We start from the raw sequence: 21,619 nt of genomic DNA on the forward strand, positions 1-21,619 counted from the left end.
GAACAATCACCATATACTCCCCGTTATTCAGCTACCTAACGTTTACTCTTTACCTGAAATATATGCCCACTTGTAGCTATAGTCAGCACCGAATGGGTGACTTACTAAACCTTTAAAGTGTGGTTTTTCAAGGAAAATCAATCCACGCTGATAAATCGGAGCAATCGCTGCATCATCTTCTAAAAGAATTTTCTCAGCTTTTGCAAATGCTTCATAACGTTCTTGTGGCTTCAATGCAAGTTCTGCTTTAGAATCAGCAATCAACTTGTCGTATTCTTTGTTAGAGTAAGACATTAAGTTGTTTGTACCATCTGTAACGAACAAGTCAAGGAATGAGATAGGGTCTTGGAAGTCAGGTCCCCAACCAGAAATTTGGATATCATAATCTTGCGTATCATCCAACTCAAGACGTACTGCAAATGGAACTTCTTTAAGTTTGATAGTCAAACCTTCTAGATTTGTTTCGAGCTGTGACTTGAAGTACTCGTCCATTTTCTTAGAAAGATCAGTATCTCCACCTAGGATTTCAAGTTCAAGTGAATCTACTCCAAGCTCTTTCAATCCTTTTTCCCAGAATTCTTTAGCTTCTTCAACGTTGTAAGTCAAGTGATCACCACTGATATCGCGGAAATCTTTTTGGCTTTCGTCAAAAGCAAAGTCTTTTGGTACTAGGAAGTTTGCAGGGAGTGAACCGTTAGCTAAAACGACATCTGCAAGGTCTTCTTTTTGGAATGATTTTGCGATTGCTTTACGGATATTAACGTTAGCAAGTGGTGTTTCTTCTTTTTTAAGTTTCTTTTGGTTGAACTTCATGTAGAATACAGAAGTTTCCGGTTGAAGGACAGCTTCTGGATCTGTTGAATATTGCATTGCTAAGTCGCCAGATACTCCAGCACGGTCAAGCTTACCATCTTTGTAAAGTTTAACAGCAGTTGCTGAATCTTGAACAACGTTTACGTTGATTTGTGTAAGTTTAACGTTTTCAGCATCCCAATACTCATCGTTCTTTTTATAAGACCAGCTTCCGCCAGTACCGTCCCAATCAGTTAGTGTGAATGGTCCGTTATAAAGAAGGTTATCAGAGTTTGTTGCGTATGCATCGCCTTTAGATGTAACAAATTCTTCTTTTTGTGGGTAGAATGTTCCGAATGACATCAATGAAAGGAAATATGGAACTGGACGCTCAAGCGTTACTTCCAAAGTCTTTTCATCTTTCGCAACGATTCCAAGTTCTTTCTTATCCATTTTACCTTCACTGATAGCAGTAGCGTTCTTAACAGTACCAGACATCATGAATGGTCCATAAGGTGATCCAGTTGCAGGATCGATTGCACGCTGCCAAGCAAATACGAAATCTTCAGCAGTTACAGGTGTTCCATCAGACCATTTTGCATCGCGAAGTTTGAACGTATAAGTAAGTCCATCTTCACTTTCAGTTGCTTCTTCAGAAGCCATTGCTGGAATAGCCTTGTTCTCTTGGTCTAAACGGTAAAGACCTTCGTTTACGTTATTCAATACGTTGAATCCTACTGCATCTTCAACGATTGCAGAGTCAACAGAAGGGATTGCAGCAGATTCAGCTAAGTTCAAAATTTGCTCAGCGTCTGGCTCACCGTCTTCTTTTTTAGGTGTTTCAGTTGCATTGTCATCTTTACTACCATCTTTTGAAGCGTCTTCTTCTTTTTCGTCCGCACCGCCACAAGCAGCAAGGAAGATACTTAGTACTAATGTCATTGCCATTAGTAACAACCATTTTGTGTTCTTCAAGTTATAGCCCCCTTTTTTATAATTGTCTGAAGAATTAACACTATTTCATTATACAATTAAATTCTCTTAAGTCAAAGTGTTTTTGAAAGAAATTTTACTAGACACAACCAATAGACGAATGCGAATTGTCCATAAATTGTGTCGGTAAGCGGTTTCTTACATGTTTTCTCTTTGTAAAAGTTGTAATAGTATTGTATTATACATAGTGATTACATACAAGATTCAGAAAAAGAGGTTAGAAATTTGAAAAAAATCACTCTGTTGTTTTTATTCGGTCAATTTGTTATTTTCATTCTATCTTTTCTTTCAAAAGAAGGAATGTCGTTGTTGTCATACATCAATAGCTCATTCTATGTTGGAGGGCTATTGCTGTTTGTAGGAGGAATTATCTACATCTTCCGGACAGGATCATTTGATTTTTTCAATAGAAGTATGAGGAAAGTAATTTCTTTTAAGCATACAAAAGAAGACTTGGAGTCCATGCGCTCACCTTCAGAAGTGTTTTCCAAGAGCCCTAGGGTGTTTTTCCTAACTGGAATCCCGATTTTTATTATGATGTTCATCGCAATGGCTTTCTACTATAGTTGAACTTGCATGTCCTGGAGTGTTTATGCACAATGGAATAGTGGTACAACTAGGTATGTGGGTTAAGTAGCACACGACAGTCAGAATGGAGTGGGTTGTGGAATGGAAATTCTTTTGTATGTAAGTGCAGCGATTGCCGCACTATCACTTCTTCTCATCGCAATATTCGTTATCATTACTTTAAAAAGCGCTAAAGCGACGATGAATGAAGTATCCGAAACATTAACAACTATGCAAGGCAAGTTAAACGGGATTACTGATCAAGCAAACGAACTACTTGCGAATACGAACCGCATTACAGAAGATGTAGAACGTAAAATGCAATCATTGAACAGTGTTTCAAAGACAGCTGAAAAATTGGACGATTCAACGGTACATATGAATAAGTCATTTCAATCACTGTCTGAACAGATCAGTAATCCTGATCCAAAGTACAAGGACCTGATGCAGAAAGCGAATACCATTACAGGAATTGCCGCTAGTATCTATTTCCGAGCTAAAAGGGAAAAATCAAAACAAACAAACGCTTCTTATCCCACCAAACAGAACAAACGAAAAAAAGAGAGACTGGACTTACTCCCCTCTCCCCAAAAGAGATTGCCTGAACCGAAACAGAAAAACTAACTTAGAGGTGATGTAGATGGATTGGATGGGTATCGGTGTATTGGTCATCGGAATCGCCTTTGCAGTTTTAGTCGTGATTCTGATCAAACCTCTCAAGAACCTTGGAGACGTTATGGAGAACTTGAAACAGACAACTGAAAAGTTGCCCAATGTAATGGATGACGTAACGGGACAAGCACAGATCGTTTTGAATACGAGTAATGAAACAATTGGTAACGTGAACCAGCAAGTAAATGAAATCACTCCTCTTTTCAAGATTGTTGGAGATACTGGAGAGGCCGCTCGTACTCTTACACAAAGTGCGTTAAGTAAATCGAACACGTTGAAAGAGAATACCGGAGATGCAGCAAACTTAACTCGACGTAAAAAATATCAAGGGTTATATGGTTTCCTGTCATTCCTGTTCTATCTTCAACAAAACAAAAAAGAAATGAAGACAGAAGCTGAACTTCTTAAGAAATAAGTTGTAAGCCGGTGCCAATGAGCACCGGCTTTTTATGTCTGTTTTGATATCAGTTTGGGACGCTCACCTTTATCAAATTTCTCCAAACAAAAACGCCGGCAACTGCCAGCGTTTCTCCAAACTCTTATAAATCCTCTTTCACATACTTACCGGATTTTGCAGCAACCGCTGCTTCTGCTTTCATCCGTTGAATGTCATTTGCCCGTTGCTCCCCTTCACCGAGTAAAGTTCCTGGTCGTGGATAGCTTGACGATTTTTTAATCGCTGTGCTCTTACGTACTGCAAAATAGCCTAGAGCTACTGTTCCATAGAGGCCACCAACCGATTTGTTACGAGTGCTCTCGTCCAAACCGTCTACTTTACGTTTCCCAGCATCTGTCACGTTATGAAGTGAAGCAGTTAAATTGCGTGTCGTATTTCCAACATCACCAACTACTTCAAACATCGGAGTCAAGTTGCCCAATTTCTCATTAACATCAGACAATGTATCATTTGAATGTCGTATCAGCTGTCCCGTTTCACCCAATATTCCTTCAAGTTGGTCTGGCATTTGTTCGAGCGTTTTGTTCACTCCGCCGAGTGTACCTGCAACACCATTCAACACTCGCGCTATGTAAATCGCAAGAATGAGAAAGGCGACTCCTATTAGGAGTACTCCAATTCCGGTTAAACTCATCTTCATCCCTCCATCATTTCGTTACATTTTCAGCTTTCTTCCATGTAGAGAAAAGGCTTGAAGCAAACTCTGCTACCTGGATAAGCCCAACAAAAGGCTTAGTACCTGGTAAATCCGGTTGCTTAGCATAACTCTTAACCATCCCATGTACACTTTCTGAAGCTGTGTACGCAGTATCTCCAAGGTTTTTCGCAGTTTCTGCAACGCTGTTTAAAGCATCTAATTTCATTTGTACATCAGTTGCCGAAGTTCTCGCCTCGACAATTGTCAGCTCTAATTCTTTAATGGAGACATCGGCTTGGTCTGCCATTCGGTTCGCAGTACTCCCAACAGTCGTCAGCAGTCCAGAAATTCGTGATAGTACAATACATAAATAAATTGCGAAGATCGCGAACGATACGGCGAGTAAAAACACGCCAATATGGACAAATGTCATTCAGCAATCCCTCCTTCCTACTTGTGTATACCACAAAATGTGTTGTAGTATGCATCATAATGTCTTGAATCCACTTAAATTCACGCTTTTTGTCCACATTCATATTTTAGCTTACAATAAAGAGAAAGGAGTTGAAAGTTTAGTGTATATTCATGGACAAAATGTTCTTGGAATCCAAGTCGATTCTGAAACGAGATGTGCGCATTATCATAAAGAAATCGACCGTATCGCCATTAAATTTTATTGCTGCAATCAGTATTTCCCTTGTTATGAATGTCATGCACAATGTGGATGTGATCAGCCAAAGCCATGGCCCAAAAATACCTTTGACCAAAAAGCCGTTTTGTGTGGCGGTTGCGGACACGAGTTAACTGTTGCACAATATTTAAACTGCCAATCCAACTGTCCTAACTGTCACCGTACCTTCAATCCAGGATGCAGCCTACATGCACACTTGTACTTTGAAACAGAAAAAGGCTCCTAACAGACGAAGGATTCAATTACCAATTATTTTTGTATAATCTGTTCTCAACGTGCGTTTCAATACTTTCCCACTAGGATTCTTAGGCAACTCGTTTGTGAACTCTACATACTTAGGTATTTTAAATGATGACAATCGTTTTTTGCAAAACTCGATGACCTCGTATTCCTGTATTTTCGAGCCTGCTTTTGGAATGATTATTGCAGTAACTGCTTCAATCCAATAAGAATCTGGAATACTAATGACCGCTACTTCGGACACGCCTTCCATTTCATAAATGACTTCCTCGACTTCCCTACTGGAAACGTTGACTCCACCTGTATTAATCATATCTTTTTTCCGATCCACAATAGTTAAATAGCCTTCTTCATCCATGATACCCAAATCACCAGTATGAAACCAACCTCCACGAAAAGCTTCGGCTGTTTTTTCTGCATCGTGCAAATAACCTTTCATCGCATGCGGGGTTCTGTGGACGATTTCACCGAGTTGTCCCCGAGGAACTTCCTCATCCTGATCATTTACAATCCTTGTTTGCACATTCAAACTAGGCAATCCTGCTGAGCCAAGTTTTCTTAGTTGGTCTTCAGGCTGCAGTGCAGTCGCGAGAGGCGCGACTTCCGTTTGACCATAAAAATTCCAAAGTGATGCACCTGGTAACCGTTCTTTTAATTCTTTCAGGATTTCCATCGGCATAATCGCAGCGCCATAATAACACTTTTTCAAAGAAGACAAATCCCTTTTATCAAAATCCCTATGACGAAGAAGAGCAATCCACACAGTAGGAGGACAGAACAACAAAGAAGCGCGTTCCTCTTCGATTGTTTGTAAGATTGTCTCGGGTGATGGGAATTCCAGAATAATTCCAGTTGAACCTAAGTAAACACTCGGTCCTAGGAAGACGTGCAATTGCGCACTGTGGTACAGGGGTAGCGCATGTATGACGATATCTTCTGCGCTCATTTTTCCATCGATAATGCTGCTAACATATTCACTAATTAAACTTTTATGGCTGAGCATCACACCTTTAGGCCGCGACTCAGTACCGCTTGTATACAAAACCTGTGCAACATCATCGTCTTCGATTTGAATATCCGGGAGAGCGGTGGATTGATCTTTGCGAATGCTGTTTATAGAAGTCCATTGTTCAGGTGCGTATTCATCAGACTGTCCAATGATTACTTTTTTCTCAACTTCGTGTCGTACCAATGATTGGTCCATAACTGCAGTGAATTCTTTTGAAGCAAACACTGCATGAATCCGGGCATGTTCAATAATGTAACTAATCTCGTCTTTAGTGAGCATATAATTGATAGGGACCATTATCGTTCCAATGCGCCCTAAGGCAAAGTTAAGAACTACAAAATCTAAACTGTTTCTAGACATGACAGTGACAAAGTCACCTTTCTTTATTCCATTCGACAATAGCCCGTGTGCTGTGCGATTTACTAAGACATCCAACTCTTCATAGGTAAGGCGCTGAGTTTTAAAGACAAGTGCAAGCTTTGTTGGAAACCGTTCACTCGTTCGAAGTAGTAAATCACCTAACGTATTTCTTCGTACAGACTGTACATGATCGATAAGTCCATCAACATTGAATTGACTAGTCATCAACATCCTCCTCAATAATAGATACTTATTTTAATGATAATTCAGATAACTAACTAAAACAAGAGGAGCAGATGCTTTTAATAGCAATCTGCTCCTCTTTAAACAATTTGAATTCCCTCTGCTTCCAGCAAAGTTTGAAGTTCACTATATTTGTTTCGACTCAATGGAATATGCTGTCCATTTGTAAGCTCAATTGTATAAGAACGAGCGGTGGAATCCGACTGAACCGAAACAATATGATGTAAAGGCACGATGAACGACTGGTGTGCTCGATAGAAACCATATCCATCGAACATCGTTTCGATTTCTTTCATGGAATCTCCAGATACAAACGAATCCTGAGAAGTAACAATTGATATCTTTCTTCCACTTTTTTCGATATATAAAATATCGCCTACATTCACAATACGAATCCCACCAGAAACTTTCATACCAATCTTATGATTCGGGATAATGGACTTCTGAGGTTCTTGAAAAGACTTTTGAACCGTAGTCATTGTTTTCTCCAACCTGAAAAAGTTGATGGGTTTGATGAGAAAATCGAGCGGTCTGTAGTCATACCCGTCAAGCGCAAATCCTGCATGACCCGTTACAAAAATAATTTCAATGTGAGGATATACTGACTGTATATGTCCAGCTAATTCCAAACCAGTTATATCCCCGATTTCAATGTCTAAAAATAATAAATCCACTTTCTTGGATCTTAAAATGGTCAATGCCGACTTCCCACTATTTACAGTATCAATCAATGAGATGAAAGGAAAAGATTTGAGGTCGGCAGCAAGTAAATCAATCGCTTGCTGGTCGTCATCTACAATCATTGTTCTAATTTGCATGCACTCTTCCCCCCTGAATCTCTTCAATAATTCTCTGTACCTTCTGGTATTCTTACGTGAATGGTCAACCATTCTTCACTCAATTCAGGGAAAATCACCCCAAAGTTCGCGGTCACGATTTTTTCAACACCTGCAAGACCAATTCCTTCGTGTGAACTTTTTGTTGAAAAGCCGGATTGGAACATACTCATGATACGTTGATTGTCTGCTGTTGTTCGATTACTAATACGAATCACGTAATGCCTTTTTTCTTTTGTGATTTCTACATGTAGTTTACGCTCTATAACTGGTAGCAATTCAAGTTCTTCCATTGCGTTTTGAATGAGATTCCCAAGAATTTTATTAACATCATACACTGAAACAGGAATTCCACGTAAATCATCAAATATTGAAAAGTGGATTTCTATTCCTTTTTGCTTAGCCAGCTCACTTTGCGTGTTAAGCAGTGCACTCATTGCAGGGTGAGCTAGAGGAAGCAATTCATTGACATCCTGGACTTGTTGAACGACTTGACCAATATAAGAGCTCGCTTCATCATACTCTTTCTTCTTCAAAAGTCCGTATATCGACGTTAAGTGGAAGTTAAAATCATGGCGTTGAGAACGGATTACTGTAAAGAAAGAAAGCATGTCTTGCTGGTATTGCTGGTCTAGATAGAATTTTTCTTGAGCTAGCTTTTGCCGAAGAGAAGTTTTTAAATAAACCAATAAAATTGCAAGAAGTAACAGCGACCAGCCTGTGATGAAAAGTCGATAGGCCGGAGTGAAGAATTGCCGGTCATAATACGTATATTGAAAAAAAATTCCCATTACAATAAGTAAGATTGCACTAACTAATAAAGTGGACCGTTGCATGAATTTAGGTTTATCGTTTGATCCAGATTCTCTGAAAACTTCAGCTGGAAGCAAAATCGGCTTCAAACGCACAACCCATAAAATGATTAGCAAATTATTCATGAGTATAAACAGTTCCATCATGAACATGATGAAGAAATCCGTTTCTAATTTAGCCTGTGTAATCGCTAATTCAAAAAGATTTCGTTGAATCACATAGACAATTGCTATCTGATAAGTCCATCCAAGTAAAATCGAAAAACATGCTTGGAGGATCGGCATACGCACGAACCATACGAAAGCAGGTAGTAAAAGGATATATATGATGCTCGGGTCAAGGTCAGACCCTGTAAAAAATTGAAACGCTTCGAAAACAATAACTGCGGCTATTACAGAGAGGATTACTTTCACTATCGATTTGAACGGATGAATGCCTACTGCTGATTGCGCCAGAAAGAGCCCTGTAAAAACTGTAATGGTTAAAAAAATCCCCGAAAGAATACCCATGTATTCATCACCTTGTCAACTAATGTTGTTCGAATTATACCATATCAAGAGGAATCGGCGAAATCATGCAAATAAAAAAACTCTTCTCCCTTTACGGAAGAAGAGCTCTGGTTATTCAGGCATAATCGTGCAGACTGTCAAACGCTCTTCGTCAATCCATGATAAGAGGAATGTTTTCCAATCGTCCAGTGTCAGTTGCTGAATTGCTGGGATTGTTTCAAAGTAGGACAACCCTCGATTGCGATTCCAGATCATACCTTGTGCATTATTTTCAATAGAATTCATACGTCGCAAGGTTTTTCCAATTGAACGCTTTTTCAAGCGCTCGAACTGCTGTTCTTCTAGATCAGCTGATGATAAAGACTTCAACTGCTTCTTAATCTGTTCAGCAAGTAGTTCAGGGTGAGCGGAATTACTGCCAATCATGGTGAATCCGAAGGTTTTATCAATCACAGATGTGTAAATAAATGATGAATCAATTAGCTCCAATTCAGCAAGTTCTTGATAGAACGTACCGCTCCTACTATAAAAGTAATCAAGTGTCATATTCGTTAATAGTTTACGCATTCCAAGTTCTTTTGATGGGATTTCGCCGACATACTCCTTAATTCCAATCATCATCTTAGGCACACTTACATTCATGTGAAGGATTTGTTGTGACTCATGAACTTCTTTCTGCTCGTTAGGATATACACGAGTAAATGGACCGATTTCAGGGAACTTTTTCAACTCCTGATTACTCCGGATTGCAGTCATCATTTCCTCAGTATCAAAATTCCCTGAAACAGCGAGTGTCATATTCGTCGGATGATAAAATGTCTCGTATGCAGTTAGTAGTTGTTCCTTCGTCATATTATTAATCGAGTCAAGTGTACCCAGTACTTCATGACGAACAGGATGTTTTGCAAACAAAGATTCTTGGACAGCTAAGTAGATCCGTTGTTCAGGTATGTCTGCATACATTTGATACTCTTGACTAATAATTCCTTTTTCTTTATTTACTGTATCATCTGTCAGATATGGATCTTGTACGAAGTTCAAAAGTAACTCTACATTTTCAATTTCGTTGCCAACAGTCGTGAAATAATAAGAGGTTTCAGAGTCGTTTGTATACGCATTCGCATCAGAACCAAGCTTACCAAATTCCGTGTATACATCATGATCGCCTTTATCGAAAAGCTTATGCTCTAAATAATGGGCCGTTCCTGAAGGAATTTGCACAGCTTCCGTCTCGTTGTAAGGAATGAATTCTAAATCCGCCCCTCCGAAATCTGTGGTGAAAATACCGAACGTTTTGCTTAGCGTTTTTTTAGGGATCAAAATGACATTTAATCCGTTCGGCAGTTGTTCAGTATAAACTACTTCATCAATAGTTGTGAAATTCAATTTCTCCATTATTCTTCCCCCTTACTCGTTAAGAAGAACGTCGTATCACGCTCTAACTTACTAGTAGCCCTTTGAATATCCTCACGAGTAATAGATTTAAATTTTTCTATCATGTCTTGTGGTGATTTCAGGGTACCGGTTAGGATTTTCTGATACTCTGTTGCAATAATTCCAGCGATCCCGTCCAACGCCTGCTGATAACTGCCAATCATCATGGCTTTAGTATCTTCAAGAACTTCATCGGAGAATGTACCGGCCTTTAAGATAGCTACTTGTTCATCAATAATTTCAACTGTCTTTTCATAATCTTTTGGAGCAATTCCACAGAAGATGATCATCTTGTCACTGTATAGATCTAAGTCCGCACCAACGTAGTAGGCTAAACTATGCTGTTCCCGAACAGTTGTAAACAGCAAAGAACCCGCATGTCCACCAAGAATCATACTTCCAATCATAAGTGCTTCAAAATCCGCGTCCGTAAAGATAGTTTGAGTTCGATACCCAATGTGCAATTTAGCTTGCTGGATTTCATCCGACTCACGAATAGTTTTAGGCTTCTCTACCAATTTCACATCACTTGGTAATGCTGCGCCTCCACTTAAACGTTTGTCACTTCCGTCAGGTACTCCTGACAAAACTGCTCCAATAAGTTCTTTTGTCTCTTCTGGATTAACATCGCCAGCAACGAATACGTCAATTCTCGCTGTTTCCAAAAGATTTTTGTATGTAGCATAAAGTCCAGTTTCTGAAATCTTATCAATGTCCTCTAGATAGCCACTTGGATGAATCGAATCCAGTTCGCCGATTGCCATTTCATCTATTAAACGCTCTCCAGCATATGATGATTTATCATCCTTACTGGCCTTTAGGTTTTTTCGTAACTTCTCTTTTTCTTGAGCAACTGTGTTCTTGTCGAATCCAACTTGACTTATTTTGGGGTTGAATAACAACTCGTTCAGAAAACCGAATATGTTCTCCTCAAGATTATTTTCGTTTTCAATAAATCGCTCATTCGCATACTCCATTTGAACCGTCAGAATATGACAGTTACCTGAGACGCTTTGGTACAGTTGAAGTGATGCTCCATATAAGTCATCAAGCTCATCCTGTATTGCACTAGCAGTTGGAAAACGCTTAGTACCGGCTCTCAAAACTCCTGGAAGTAAATTCCTTTCCGTTATTGTAGCCCGATCAACTAACGTTTGAAATTTCAGTTCTACAGTTACTGTTTTGAAGTTTTTGCTTTCAAGTACATGCACGTGCAAATTATTCTTAATGGCCTCTGCCGATTTTGGCATGCTCATGATTGTTCCTCCATTTCTATAGTAGCTAATTAAAGAGCCGACATAGCCTGATTGCAGGGACTATGCCGGCGTGTAATCCTATTATTTTTGACTGAAGTCGTTTACCATCACGTCATATACTTTGTCTCGATCAGGATGTCCGTCAGCGATAAAGTATAGGAAATCATCTTTTGTTTCCATTGGAATTTGTCCCTCTTGTCCTTCGAATTCCATTGTCACTTCGCCTTTTTCTCTTGCTGATTTCAAGTTTTCACTGTCCGGCTCCAACATGTAAACTTGGAAAGGAAGCATATCTTCACCATTAATGACAACATTCATGACTTGTGTTGTGCCATCGATATCTGCAAATCCAGTTGTTTTCTCGCCAACTTCTAATCCTGCATCTTTGAGCAAGTCTAGGATTTGGTCAAAATTCGCATCCGTCGGGTCTACGTTCTCATCACTTGTGTCTGCTCCATCATCTGTTGCACCTGAATCCGCCGCTTCAGTATCCGGTTTCGCGGTTTCGTCTTTTGCAGTGTCCCCTCCACAAGCTGCTAATGCTCCCGCCACAATCATCATCATGAAGACTAAAAATGCTTTTTTCATCGCTATCATTTAAAACACCCCTTTTAGTTTTTTGCTTTATGCCATTTACGTAGCTGACAGCAGGTCGTTTTTCTCATTTTGAATCTCGATTAAATCCCCATACAATTTGTTTGTTCTTATCAATTCCGCATGTGTTCCAGATGCTTCAACAAGGCCATTGTTGACAACAATGATATGGTCCATCTGCTTCATCGTCCGTAAATTATGACTAATCAATGCAGTTGTTCTGCCTTTCATCAGTAAACGAAGTGCGCGATTGATTTCATGTTCACTTTGGGCATCTAGACTCGCCATGGCTTCATCCAATAGTAAATACTCAGGATCCATGACAAATGCTCGGGCAATTGCAATTCGCTGACGTTGACCGCCTGAAAGCTTTGTACCGAACTCACCGACGTCTTTATCCAACCCTTCAGGAAATTCACGGATGAACTCTTCTGCAGAAGCATATCGAGCTGCAAGCCAAACAATGTCATCTCCAACATCTTCATGAATACCGTATAGAATATTTTCCCGGATTGTTCCTGAAAGCAACGGAGCACTCTGTGAGACAAAGGCAATACCTGAGCGCCATTCATCCAAATGGACCTTTTCAGCTGGCGTAGTACCGATCAGTACTCGACCGACATTCGGTTCATACAGTCTTTCAAGCAATGCGAATATGGTAGATTTACCTCCGCCACTCGGCCCAACAATCGCAGTTAGTTTCCCCTTAGGAATCGTCAAATTGACATTGGTCAACGCGAGACGTTGGTCATAGCTGAACGAAACATTCTCTAATGTTAAATCCGCATCAGTCTGGGTCGCTTTTTCTCTGAACGTATACGTGCGATCCAGCTTTTCTTCCCCTGCTTCTTGAATTTTAGCGATTTCTGCAGAAGCACCCTTTGCTTGTTTAAGTGTTTGCCAGAACAGTCCGTACTGCAATACATTGTTGTGGATGAACTGTACATATAAGTAGAACGAAATGACCTGGCTTACTTTCATGTCCCCTTTAGAAACCAAGTACCCGCCATAAACAAGAACCGTACCTACTACAATCGCCTGGACACTTTGCATGAGTGGTTCTGCAAACAGGTCAACAAATGCACGTTTTTTATCTGCTGTATATTGGTTTTCAATCACTCGGCTCGACTTTTCAAATTCAAAATCCTCTTTACCAAATGTTTTGATAAGTCGGATCTTAGGGAGACGTTCTGCAAAGAATGCAGTCATATTGGACAATTGGTTTTGAACTCCATGTTGGGTTCTTTGTGTGAAATGCCCCACAACAATTGATACAATAACGATATAAGGTATTACAGGTAAGAGAGCCAGTGTCAATTTAACATTCATGCCATACATGATGACAAATGAACCAACCAAGCTATATGTTGTATTAAAAAGACTCGTAAAATCCGAAATTGAGCGGTCAATATAGGATGGATCGAGTGTCACACGACTGATCATATTTAAAGATTTGTTATCTCTGTACTCTTTCATAGGCAAACGAATGAGTTTTGGCCATATGACTCTCTGGATATTCCTTTTGGTAATTGGGCTCGTCATGAAAACAAAGAAAGATGAGATTGTCACAAGTGCTACGCTACCAATATTCATATAGACGTATTTCATAACAATCTCTTTATCAAAAATGTTCCCTTCCATAATTTGCTGGATGACAAGTGGCATACTGAGCAATAGCGTTGTCGTCGCAAGGCAAGACACAATCTGGAAAAAGTATAGATGCCAAGGCAGTTTTGATGTTTTAATAAGATGGAAGAATTCCCCCCAAGAGCTTCTGCGTTTCAGATCATTCATTGCTGATTCCCCCGTTCTTTCTACAAGCAGTCATCAGCCCTCAGTTGTATTATTCAAAAACTCAACAAACTGTCTATATAAATCGCTTTCTCTCAGAACTTCATCATGTGTACCTGTTGTTTCCACTTTCCCTTCATTCAATAGAATGATTTGGTCTGCATTGCGAATGATCGATAGATCGTGAGCAACAACGATAGCTGTTCGACCTTCCATCAATACGCTCATTGCTGCCTGAACCGCTTTTTCAGATTTGACATCAAGACTTGCCATTGCCTCGTCAAGTAGCAAGAAGTCAGAGTTCCTTAAGAACGCCCTTGCGATTGCGATGCGCTGACGCTGTCCACCAGAGAGACTGGATCCACCTTCACCTACAGACGCATCAAACTTATCCGGCTGTTCGTTAATGAAGGTTAAGATATTGGCATTTTCTGCAGCATTGATGAGTTCTGACTCAGATACTTCGCGTTCAAGTCCGTACATGATATTTTCACGGATCGTACCAGCAAATAGCGGGCTATCTTGAGCTACATAGCTGAATAGATTACGCCAACTATTTAAATGGAATTTCTCAATCGGGGTTCCACCGAAACTAATCTGTCCATCATTTGGATGATACAGCTGTTGAAGGAGCGCCAGGATAGTTGACTTTCCTCCTCCACTCGGGCCAACAATGGCAGTTACCTTTCCGTAAGGGACCGTAAATGAGACTTCATCAAGAACCAGTTTATCTCCATATGCAAACGTCACGTGATTGAACTCAAGATCGAGCTGATTGCTGTCTACTTCTTGTTCACGGTGGTATTGTTCGAGATCGTTTTCAACGAGATGAGCAATACGTGATGTCGCTCCTTGGCTTTGTTTAATTTGCGTATACATCAAGCCGAACGTTTCCAGCATGCCGAAATACATCCCAACGTACATAAAGAAGGCAATCCAGATCTGAATTGTGATAGTCCCTTGAGTGACCAAGTAAATCCCGAACACAATCACGAACAATTCCATCACTAGGTTCAGTATGCTTGTAAGCGGTGTATTCACCCATGCAGTCAACGAACGTTTCATGTTTGCTCTATAGTAAAGCTGGATGTTATCTTTTCCACGTTCTGTTTCTTTTTGTTCATTCGCAAATGATTTGATCAACGGGATACTCACGAGTAATTCTGAGAGAAATTGTGTCAAACCAGCAAGACGATTCTGTGTATATTTGTGTGTCCGATAATTCCATTTACCATAATAGATAATGGATAATACATAGACCGGTGTATAAAGCAGCAAACCAGCACTTAAACGCCAATCGTAGCCATAAAGAACTTTGGCGATGTAAACTGTCCCATAAATCATACCGACAAGTGCTGGAAATAACCCGGATATGACTGCACTGATTTGAGAAGTATCATTTACCGTACGACTTACCATCTCACTAGGTTTAACATCGTCATATAATTTGATTGGCGATCGCATGAGACGATTCCAGATCAGTTTCCGATACCGGATATCAATCTTATATGAAGTTATTTTTGCAATATAACGGATAATCCCTGAAAATAGTACCCGAACAACAATAACTACGACTACACCTGTAATCACTGTGGATGTAATAACCCCCGAAGCAACTTGCGCAGTATAGGCTGGTAGTAGAAGACCTAATGTAATATCCGCAATATTGAGAAACGTAAGAAATCCTAACCAGAACCATGGAAGCTTGGTTTTAAACAAGAGACGTATATATGATTTCCACATGCCACTCTCTTGTTGGCGTCGGATATCTCGCTTCACACTTTTTTGAGTAGCCGTCACCAAGATGGTTCACACCCTTTCGCTTGGAAGTACATTTTCCGTTATAGTACTTGTTGGACTCTCCGTTCGATTTCCTCAGGATCGTAAATTCCAAGAATACTATCGACCGATTTTCCGTCTTTTACGATGACAATTGTAGGGAAACCCATGACGTCATAAGTTTTGATATGTTCATTTGCTTCATTCATCAAATCATCAAAGTCCACATTGTGCTGAATGATTTTTACTTGCTCACCAAACTTTTCATCAATGTCTTTCAGAATTGGTACAAGCAATTCACAAGGACCGCATCCGTCTGTTGTAAAGTCGATCACAACAGGTACCTCACTGTTCAATACTTCATTATTAAAATCCTCTTTGTTTACTTGGCGTAATTCACCCATGTGTAATTCCTCCTTTATGGTAGCTTCTAGTGAAACAATCTTTAAAACTTTCTGAATACTAAAGTTAGTTTACGTCTAGACCGATTGTAATTCAATACCTCCTGCGTACCTTGGCAGATTGGGTGCTCATTCTGTCCGAATTCAGGTTGATATGGTCGAAAAAAATCAGGTGTAGCAATGCCGTAACAACTTGGCAAGGCTACACCTGATTTCATATTACTTTTCAGTTTGTTGTTTTGCTGGTGAAGGATCATTTGCAGAGACAAGTGGAATCGCACGTAAAAATACTGCAACGATTACGCCAGCTACCATGATACAAGCAGCCACAAAGAAAGTTGTCGTAATTGCTTCGCTAAATATCCCTTTAACCATGCCAACCAGCTGTTCTGCAATCGGTTGAATATCCACTGGTAGACTTGCTTTTAGTTTTTCAAGTCTTGGGACATCCAATAAAATCTCAGGATTCATGAGCTGACCGATTTTTTCAGCTTCTTCAGGAGGCAAAGTAGATAGCGCTCCATCGCCCTGACCTGAGAATTCAGACGTCATCTTTTTTGTCATGACTGAACTCATGATAGCTCCGAAAATCCCGATTCCGACAGTGTTTCCAAGAGAACGGAACAACTGCGAGGAGGCTGAGGCAACACCAAGTTGTCGCAAGCTAACCGCATTTTGTACTGTGAGTGAAAATACGGGCATGCTGAGTCCAAGACCAATCCCAACGATACACAAATAAGTAATGAGCAACGCAACTGGTGTGTTGATAGTAATGAAACTCATTAAAAAGATGCCAATGGCTCCAATAGCTAATCCTATGATGGCCAACCCTTTATATTTCCCGGTTTTCGTCATGAAACCTCCGGCGAACGTCGTTGCAAACACCATTGTAATCGACATTGGCATCATAATATATCCTGATCCACTAGGAGAAATTCCTTTTACACCTTGGATGAAGAACGGCGTATAAATCATAATCCCCATCATACCCGCGCCTAATAAAAACCCAGCGATATTGGACATGGTAACAATGTCATTTTTAAATAGTGAAAGTGGCAAAACTGGGGTTTTGACTTTGCTTTCAGTAATTATGAACGCTATCAACGCTATAATTGTCAATGCAAAGAGTCCAATGATCTGCCAAGAAGACCATGCGTATTTGCCTACTCCTTCACCTGCCAAGCTGAATGCAAGCAAGAGAGATACAATCGTAACCGTTAAAAATAGAGATCCGAAGTAATCGATTGACTCGCCTTCTCTTCTCGGCACTTTAGGGAACAGTTTTGCAATCAACACAAATGCTACTACTCCCAGAGGCAAGAAAATCCAGAAGACCCAATGCCAATCGAGGTGATCGACTATGTATCCTCCCATCAAAGGTCCAAGGACACTGGAAACCCCAAAGATTCCACTCATTGCCCCCGTCCATTTCGCCCGCTCTCTTGGTAAATATAAATCCCCAACTGCAGTAAACGCGGTAGACATAATAACACCGCCACCGATTCCTGTGATACCTCTGAAAATGATGAGTTGGAAAATCGTCGACGAAAATCCTGACAGGAACGCACCGACCATAAAGATTCCGATACCCGCAAGTAGAAACGGTTTTCTACCGTAAATATCAGACAGTTTCCCTACAAGGATCGTTGCAACAGCCATAGTCAGCAAGTAAATCGTGATGACCCACGTGTAATAATCCATTCCGCCAAGACGTGAAATGATTCGTGGCATGGCAACGCCGATAATCGTTTGGTTGATAGCTGAGAAAAACATCGCCGTCATGATTGCAATCATAATGGTCACTTTTTGCTTCGCTGTTAAGTGATTCATTTTTCAGTTCCTTTCATATTCGATATATTTCCAGCTGCCTGTTCAAAAATCTCGATAATTATCGGTAATTGTTCTTCATTTAGATGACTAAACGCTTCGGTCATCTTCGTTCTACCAACCTCGCGCAACTGCTGTAGCATTTCTCTTCCTTCGTCAGTGATTCCCAAATAGACAATTCGGCGATCCTTTTCATCACGGATTCGAGTCACATATCCATGATCGATGAGTTTGTCTGAAGCAGCGGTCACAGCTCCAGCTGTCAATCCGAGAATTTGCGCCAGCTCCGACATTTTCAATGGCCCTTTACGTGCTAGTGTAAATACTAAGTGAGACTGCGATCCTGGTAAATGTGATTCAAAAACTTGCTTCCACATCTTCCCCATTTCCCGAGTCACATTCCAGAATAATTCTTCAAACCTTGCAAAATCCTTTGAACTTCTTTCGGGCATAATGCACTACCTACTTTCAAATCTATTTCACTCGTTAAATACTTTAATCATTGAAGTATTAATTAGTATAAGTTCTAATAAGATCTGCGTCAAGCCTCCAAGAGGCTTTCAATGGAAATGACCGTGAGTAAGCGGTATGATATAAACACTAGAGTCTACTACATCGTATTATGGAAAGAAGGATTTTGACATGAATGAAGCTGCCCTACAAAAAGATGCGATGCGCGTTTTAAAAGCAACGAGCCGCACATTCTACATACCGATTAAATTATTGAACCCAACACTTCGTAAAACGGTCGGCTCTGCTTATCTATGCCTCCGTGCAATCGATGAAATCGAAGATCACGAACAATTGGATCCTGTGAAAAAGACTGCTTTACTTAGAGCTACAGCTGAACTTCTTCGAAACGGATTCAACGAATCAGACTATGATGAACTCTTAAAACCTGTTCAAGGCCAGTTACCTGAAGTGACACTCCGTTTAGCCGATTGGCTCGCTGTATGTCCACCGGAGTTGTATGAAAATGTCCGCAATGTCACTGCAATTATGGCGGATGGCATGGCAAAATGGGTTGAAAAAGACTTCCAAATTGAAACAAAAGAAGACTTGGATGAGTATACGTACTACGTCGCTGGACTTGTAGGTGTCATGCTCTCAGATATTTGGGAGCAATACGATGGCACAATCACTGATCGCGAGCTAGCTATCGGGTATGGTCGCGGCTTGCAAGCAGTCAATATGTTACGTAATCAGGACGAAGATGCTGAACGAGGCGTCCGCTTCTTACCAGAAGGATGGACACGTGATGATTTGTTTGACTACGCCAGAGAAAATCTAGACATGGCGGATGCATATATGAAGCAAATCGAAACGAAAAACATCACGTTGTTTTGCAAAATCCCCTTAGCACTCGCGAAAAAGACATTGTCTGCGCTTGAAAAAGGCGAAGAGAAGATGAAACGCGACGAAGTGAATGCAACGGTAGATGAAATTTTAAAAGAGACCACGTAAAAAAGAGCAGCTGCGGCTGCTCTTTTTCGTTTGGTGATCGCTAGTGTTGGCGTGCTGATCGTAAATCGTGGATTTTGCTCATAAACTCTGGTTTTTGATCATAAATCCTAATTTCCGCTCATAAACTCTGGTTTGTGATCATAAATCTCACATTCCGCTCATAAACACTGGATTGTGATCATAAATCTCGATTTCCGCTCATAAACTCTGAATCGTGATCATAAAACTCACATTCCGCTCATAAACTCTGAATTGTGATCATAAATCTCACATTCCGCTCATAAACGCTGGATTGTGATCATAAATCTCACATTCCGCTCATAAACTCTGGTTTGTGATCATAAATCCCAATTTCCGCTCATAAACACTGGATTGTGATCATAAATCTCGATTTCCGCTCATAAACTCTGAATCGTGATCATAAAACTCACATTCCGCTCATAAACTCTGGTTTGTGCTCATAAATCCCGCATTCCGCTCATAAACTCTGGATTGTGCTCATAAATCTCACATTCCGCTCATAAACCCTGGATTGTGATCATAAATCCCAATTCCCACTCATAAAACTTAACTTGTCATTAAAAATCTATCACCAAATTACCCTTTTAATGAAAACTTCCAACTCCATCGAAGCAGGATTCATATCAGTTTCCCCCGCCTAGTGGCTTGAGTCGACTTTCTATCTCCTCGCGTCGAGGTTCTAGGAATGGCGGTAATGCTAAGGACTCACCCATAGTTTCAAACGGTTCATCAGTATCAAACCCAGGTCCATCGGTTGCAAGTTCAATCGTCAAGCCATTAGGATCCTTAATATAAACTGAGCGGAAATAGAATCTGTCGATGAATCCAGAATGCGGGACCTGCATCTCTGTAAGTCGAGCAATCCACTGTGAAAGTTCTTCCTGATCTGCTGCACGTAATGCAACATGGTGCACACTCCCACGTCCTGGTCGTTCAGTCGGTAAATCCGTGCGCTCTTCAAGAATAAGCTCAGCGCCGGTTCCACCTTCCCCTGTTGAGTAAACGACAACATCACACTGGCCGTCCCTATCAGAAGGATAGGTAGCAACTGGTCTGAATTTTAGAACTCCCTCTATTAACTGTCTTGTCAATTCGCCATTCGCAACCGTTAAAGTGACTGGTCCAAGACCAATAATCCCGAATTCCTTAGGGATTTCATCATGAACTTGAGGTGATCCTCCCACAACTCCCACATTTGTTTCATCAGAAACGAGCATAAGTCGCTGTCCTTCAGTATCTGTAAAGCGGATCGTCTTTCGTCCCACTTGTTCTGTTATCTCTTCTTGTTTAACTCCATACTTTGTAAATCGCTCTTGCCAAAATTGTAACGCTTTGTCGGACGCAACTCGTAATGAAGTTAATGAAATACTATTTGTTCCAGTTCGCGTAGCACCGGAGCGAGGAATTTCAAAAAACGTTAACTCTGTTCCCGGATTCCCCGCCTCATCGGCGTAGAACAAATGATACATCGAAGGAGCATCCTGATTAACTGTCTTTTTCACAAGACGCATCCCCATGACTTCTGTATAAAAATATAAATTATCTGCAGCATTAGCAGTAATCGCTGAAACGTGATGTATTCCTTTTAGTTCCATTAATAAATTCCTCCCTCATATCTCGCGGAGATTACTCTTAATTCAAGATAATAATACCCGAATTTATATTCAAAAACAAATAAAACGAACTGCTAAGGCAGCTCGTCTAATTTTGTTTGTTCTAGTTTCTGAAGAAAATCTTGAATTTGTCGCCGTGATTGAAGAAGGAACACCTTTTTTCCTTCTTCTACATATCGTCGCATCCGTCCCCGCATATCCACTTTTCGCCGTCTATACGTAGTTACGATATACTTAAGGAATTCCCAGTCCAATTTCTCAGGACATTCTTTTCCCATATCAGGTCTCGTTTGACGATGATATCGAATCCGTCGTTTGACTACACGATACAAGCACAGGTAAAGAGGGAGTTCCAAATAAACAACGGTATCCGCATACTTTTCTCGCACTGGCAGTGTTCTGGAATAGTTTCCTTCTATAACCCAAGTAGCACCCAAGGTCGCATCTACTTGTCGCTGTTGAAAAACCTCATCGCTAACCTCTTTCCAACCAGGTTCGAAATATAAACTATCCAAATAAGTAACTGGATAGTTAAGCTTTTCTCCCAAGATCCGGGCGACTGTCGATTTCCCAGCACCCGCAGATATGCCCATCACTAGAATCCGTTGCATAACGACCTC

Annotated in this window: 21 protein-coding genes; 5 read left to right on the forward strand and 16 right to left on the reverse strand. The window is 40.5% G+C overall.

What is annotated here, in order from left to right; all coding sequences use genetic code 11:
* Positions 1–42: 42 nt before the first annotated feature.
* The gene (locus RL70_RS11375) at positions 43–1,767 is read right to left on the reverse strand and encodes a peptide ABC transporter substrate-binding protein (protein ID WP_039043519.1); all 1,725 of its coding nucleotides are present in this window, start codon (positions 1,765–1,767) and stop codon (positions 43–45) included.
* A gap of 243 nt (positions 1,768–2,010) precedes the next feature.
* Here RL70_RS11375 and RL70_RS11380 point away from each other — a divergent pair, with 243 nt between their 5' ends.
* From RL70_RS11380 to RL70_RS11390, 3 genes are all read left to right on the forward strand, one after another.
* Positions 2,011–2,355, forward strand: a complete 345-nt coding sequence (locus RL70_RS11380; protein WP_039043520.1) for a DUF3899 domain-containing protein — start codon at positions 2,011–2,013, stop codon at positions 2,353–2,355.
* Between the two features lie 99 nt (positions 2,356–2,454).
* Positions 2,455–2,976, forward strand: a complete 522-nt coding sequence (locus RL70_RS17350; protein ID WP_052245927.1) for a DUF948 domain-containing protein — start codon at positions 2,455–2,457, stop codon at positions 2,974–2,976.
* Positions 2,977–2,992: 16 nt separating this feature from the next.
* Positions 2,993–3,439, forward strand: a complete 447-nt coding sequence (locus tag RL70_RS11390; RefSeq protein ID WP_039043521.1) for a DUF948 domain-containing protein — start codon at positions 2,993–2,995, stop codon at positions 3,437–3,439.
* 124 nt (positions 3,440–3,563) lie between these two features.
* Here RL70_RS11390 and RL70_RS11395 read toward each other — a convergent pair whose 3' ends face one another.
* Both RL70_RS11395 and RL70_RS11400 read right to left on the reverse strand, forming a co-directional pair.
* On the reverse strand, positions 3,564–4,115 hold the full coding sequence (locus RL70_RS11395; RefSeq protein WP_082003398.1) for a DUF948 domain-containing protein: 552 nt from the start codon (positions 4,113–4,115) through the stop codon (positions 3,564–3,566).
* 13 nt (positions 4,116–4,128) lie between these two features.
* Complete coding sequence (locus tag RL70_RS11400) at positions 4,129–4,551, reverse strand: DUF948 domain-containing protein (protein WP_039043522.1); 423 nt, start codon at positions 4,549–4,551, stop codon at positions 4,129–4,131.
* 142 nt (positions 4,552–4,693) lie between these two features.
* Here RL70_RS11400 and RL70_RS17595 point away from each other — a divergent pair, with 142 nt between their 5' ends.
* A complete protein-coding gene (locus RL70_RS17595; RefSeq protein ID WP_231567267.1) occupies positions 4,694–5,035 on the forward strand; it encodes a CHY zinc finger protein in 342 nt (113 codons plus the stop codon).
* A 12-nt stretch (positions 5,036–5,047) separates the two neighbouring features.
* On the opposite strand, the gene RL70_RS11410 is transcribed toward RL70_RS17595, so the two are convergent.
* From RL70_RS11410 to RL70_RS11460, 11 genes are all read right to left on the reverse strand, one after another.
* Positions 5,048–6,643, reverse strand: coding sequence for an acyl-CoA synthetase (locus RL70_RS11410; protein ID WP_082003400.1), 1,596 nt, complete (start codon positions 6,641–6,643; stop codon positions 5,048–5,050).
* 98 nt (positions 6,644–6,741) lie between these two features.
* Positions 6,742–7,479, reverse strand: a complete 738-nt coding sequence (locus tag RL70_RS11415; RefSeq protein WP_039043524.1) for a LytTR family DNA-binding domain-containing protein — start codon at positions 7,477–7,479, stop codon at positions 6,742–6,744.
* A gap of 23 nt (positions 7,480–7,502) precedes the next feature.
* Positions 7,503–8,819, reverse strand: coding sequence for a sensor histidine kinase (locus tag RL70_RS11420; RefSeq protein ID WP_039043525.1), 1,317 nt, complete (start codon positions 8,817–8,819; stop codon positions 7,503–7,505).
* A gap of 111 nt (positions 8,820–8,930) precedes the next feature.
* Entirely contained in the window at positions 8,931–10,214 is a 1,284-nt protein-coding gene (gene yfmH / locus RL70_RS11425; protein ID WP_039043526.1) for an EF-P 5-aminopentanol modification-associated protein YfmH, read from the reverse strand.
* Complete coding sequence (gene yfmF / locus RL70_RS11430) at positions 10,214–11,509, reverse strand: EF-P 5-aminopentanol modification-associated protein YfmF (RefSeq protein WP_039043527.1); 1,296 nt, start codon at positions 11,507–11,509, stop codon at positions 10,214–10,216. The genes yfmH and yfmF overlap by 1 nt, the downstream gene beginning before the upstream one ends.
* An 81-nt stretch (positions 11,510–11,590) precedes the next feature.
* Positions 11,591–12,106 carry a hypothetical protein gene (locus RL70_RS11435; RefSeq protein ID WP_039043528.1) on the reverse strand — a complete coding sequence of 172 codons (516 nt, stop codon included), beginning with the start codon at positions 12,104–12,106 and terminating at the stop codon, positions 11,591–11,593.
* A 36-nt stretch (positions 12,107–12,142) separates the two neighbouring features.
* Positions 12,143–13,897 (reverse strand): ABC transporter ATP-binding protein, encoded by a 1,755-nt coding sequence (locus RL70_RS11440; RefSeq protein ID WP_039043529.1) that lies wholly within the window; start codon positions 13,895–13,897, stop codon positions 12,143–12,145.
* 33 nt (positions 13,898–13,930) lie between these two features.
* Positions 13,931–15,694, reverse strand: a complete 1,764-nt coding sequence (locus RL70_RS11445) for an ABC transporter ATP-binding protein (RefSeq protein WP_231567269.1) — start codon at positions 15,692–15,694, stop codon at positions 13,931–13,933.
* 41 nt (positions 15,695–15,735) lie between these two features.
* The gene (locus RL70_RS11450) at positions 15,736–16,077 is read right to left on the reverse strand and encodes a co-chaperone YbbN (RefSeq protein ID WP_025784545.1); all 342 of its coding nucleotides are present in this window, start codon (positions 16,075–16,077) and stop codon (positions 15,736–15,738) included.
* Between the two features lie 216 nt (positions 16,078–16,293).
* Positions 16,294–17,904, reverse strand: coding sequence for an MDR family MFS transporter (locus tag RL70_RS11455; RefSeq protein ID WP_039043531.1), 1,611 nt, complete (start codon positions 17,902–17,904; stop codon positions 16,294–16,296).
* Positions 17,901–18,353: a MarR family winged helix-turn-helix transcriptional regulator gene (locus tag RL70_RS11460; RefSeq protein ID WP_052245929.1), complete on the reverse strand. Its 453-nt coding sequence runs from the start codon at positions 18,351–18,353 to the stop codon at positions 17,901–17,903. The genes RL70_RS11455 and RL70_RS11460 overlap by 4 nt, the downstream gene beginning before the upstream one ends.
* 190 nt (positions 18,354–18,543) lie before the next feature.
* On the opposite strand from RL70_RS11460, the gene RL70_RS11465 reads away from it, so the two are divergent.
* Positions 18,544–19,365 (forward strand): squalene/phytoene synthase family protein, encoded by an 822-nt coding sequence (locus RL70_RS11465; RefSeq protein ID WP_039043532.1) that lies wholly within the window; start codon positions 18,544–18,546, stop codon positions 19,363–19,365.
* A gap of 644 nt (positions 19,366–20,009) precedes the next feature.
* Here RL70_RS11465 and RL70_RS11470 read toward each other — a convergent pair.
* A complete protein-coding gene (locus RL70_RS11470; RefSeq protein WP_039043533.1) occupies positions 20,010–20,981 on the reverse strand; it encodes a ring-cleaving dioxygenase in 972 nt (323 codons plus the stop codon).
* Positions 20,982–21,073: 92 nt separating this feature from the next.
* Positions 21,074–21,610, reverse strand: coding sequence for a shikimate kinase (locus RL70_RS11475; protein WP_039043534.1), 537 nt, complete (start codon positions 21,608–21,610; stop codon positions 21,074–21,076).
* Positions 21,611–21,619: the final 9 nt, after the last annotated feature.

Origin of the sequence: Sporosarcina sp. ZBG7A (assembly GCF_000813425.1) — a bacterium.
Classification (GTDB): Bacteria; Bacillota; Bacilli; order Bacillales_A; family Planococcaceae; genus Sporosarcina.

Coding starts and splice junctions, on each gene's coding strand:
- RL70_RS11410 (WP_082003400.1), bottom strand. CDS start 6,643: ATGACTAGTCAATTCAATGTTGATGGACTTATCGATCATGTACAGTCT.
- RL70_RS11475 (WP_039043534.1), bottom strand. CDS start 21,610: ATGCAACGGATTCTAGTGATGGGCATATCTGCGGGTGCTGGGAAATCG.
- RL70_RS11460 (WP_052245929.1), bottom strand. CDS start 18,353: ATGCCCGAAAGAAGTTCAAAGGATTTTGCAAGGTTTGAAGAATTATTC.
- yfmF (WP_039043527.1), bottom strand. CDS start 11,509: ATGAGCATGCCAAAATCGGCAGAGGCCATTAAGAATAATTTGCACGTG.
- RL70_RS11465 (WP_039043532.1), top strand. CDS start 18,544: ATGAATGAAGCTGCCCTACAAAAAGATGCGATGCGCGTTTTAAAAGCA.
- RL70_RS11390 (WP_039043521.1), top strand. CDS start 2,993: ATGGATTGGATGGGTATCGGTGTATTGGTCATCGGAATCGCCTTTGCA.
- RL70_RS11400 (WP_039043522.1), bottom strand. CDS start 4,551: ATGACATTTGTCCATATTGGCGTGTTTTTACTCGCCGTATCGTTCGCG.
- RL70_RS11435 (WP_039043528.1), bottom strand. CDS start 12,106: ATGATAGCGATGAAAAAAGCATTTTTAGTCTTCATGATGATGATTGTG.
- RL70_RS17350 (WP_052245927.1), top strand. CDS start 2,455: ATGGAAATTCTTTTGTATGTAAGTGCAGCGATTGCCGCACTATCACTT.
- RL70_RS11420 (WP_039043525.1), bottom strand. CDS start 8,819: ATGGGTATTCTTTCGGGGATTTTTTTAACCATTACAGTTTTTACAGGG.
- yfmH (WP_039043526.1), bottom strand. CDS start 10,214: ATGGAGAAATTGAATTTCACAACTATTGATGAAGTAGTTTATACTGAA.
- RL70_RS11455 (WP_039043531.1), bottom strand. CDS start 17,904: ATGAATCACTTAACAGCGAAGCAAAAAGTGACCATTATGATTGCAATC.
- RL70_RS11440 (WP_039043529.1), bottom strand. CDS start 13,897: ATGAATGATCTGAAACGCAGAAGCTCTTGGGGGGAATTCTTCCATCTT.
- RL70_RS11450 (WP_025784545.1), bottom strand. CDS start 16,077: ATGGGTGAATTACGCCAAGTAAACAAAGAGGATTTTAATAATGAAGTA.
- RL70_RS11395 (WP_082003398.1), bottom strand. CDS start 4,115: ATGAGTTTAACCGGAATTGGAGTACTCCTAATAGGAGTCGCCTTTCTC.
- RL70_RS11415 (WP_039043524.1), bottom strand. CDS start 7,479: ATGCAAATTAGAACAATGATTGTAGATGACGACCAGCAAGCGATTGAT.
- RL70_RS11470 (WP_039043533.1), bottom strand. CDS start 20,981: ATGGAACTAAAAGGAATACATCACGTTTCAGCGATTACTGCTAATGCT.